The organism is Psychrobacter sp. 1Y4, from assembly GCF_051847555.1.
Genome location: NZ_JBPYDE010000665.1, coordinates 1 through 661, shown reverse-complemented (window position 1 = coordinate 661; position 661 = coordinate 1). Strand labels below are relative to the sequence as shown.

At 42.4% G+C, this 661-nt stretch carries 1 pseudogene; it reads right to left on the bottom strand.

The annotated features are described in order from the left end of the window. Window positions 1–661, bottom strand: a pseudogene (locus ACS8FC_RS18210) (ATP-binding protein); the annotation flags it as partial.

Here is a 661-nt window from a genome sequence, read left to right as displayed (position 1 = left end):
CGTACAAAGAAGAATACGAAGATCAAGAAGTAAGCAAAAATCGCAACAACCCCAAGTGCCTGAATCAGACGAATGGTATTGGCTTGGCGTTCTGCGTCATCAAACACTTCGTTGGTCAAATCATCTAATGATTCGTTCATTAGCAAACTTGAGGTTTTCGCCTGCTCTACCGCCTGAGTCAAGTCATCTGATGAATCGACCAATACGTTATCAGCATCTTTTAAGTAAGTTTCGATTCTAGGCTCAAGTAGTTGCCATTGCTGGTTTGCCGCTTGTACACTTTCTTGCGCACTGCCACTAACGTTCGGTAGTTTATACGTTTTACCATCAGCATCGTCGGTAATCGTGCCGCCTTCTCCGATAGCCGTCAACGTATTGTTAATCAGTGCTGTATTCTGTTCCAAACGCTCTAGTACGCGCTGAATGTGTGGCGAGTTGGTATCTTCACCGTAACTGCTATCCAAATCGAACAAATCTTTAATTACCGACTGTGCGCTGTTTGCTACTTGGTTGGTCTGATCAATCAATACGGTATTTCTTTCAAGCAAGCTTGAGGTATAGAAAGTAAATGCAAGCAAAGCACCGATCAAAGATAAAAACAGTGCAATCGAAATAATCAAGCCGCGATAACGTTTGTTATCTCCATTATTTATTGTAGCCA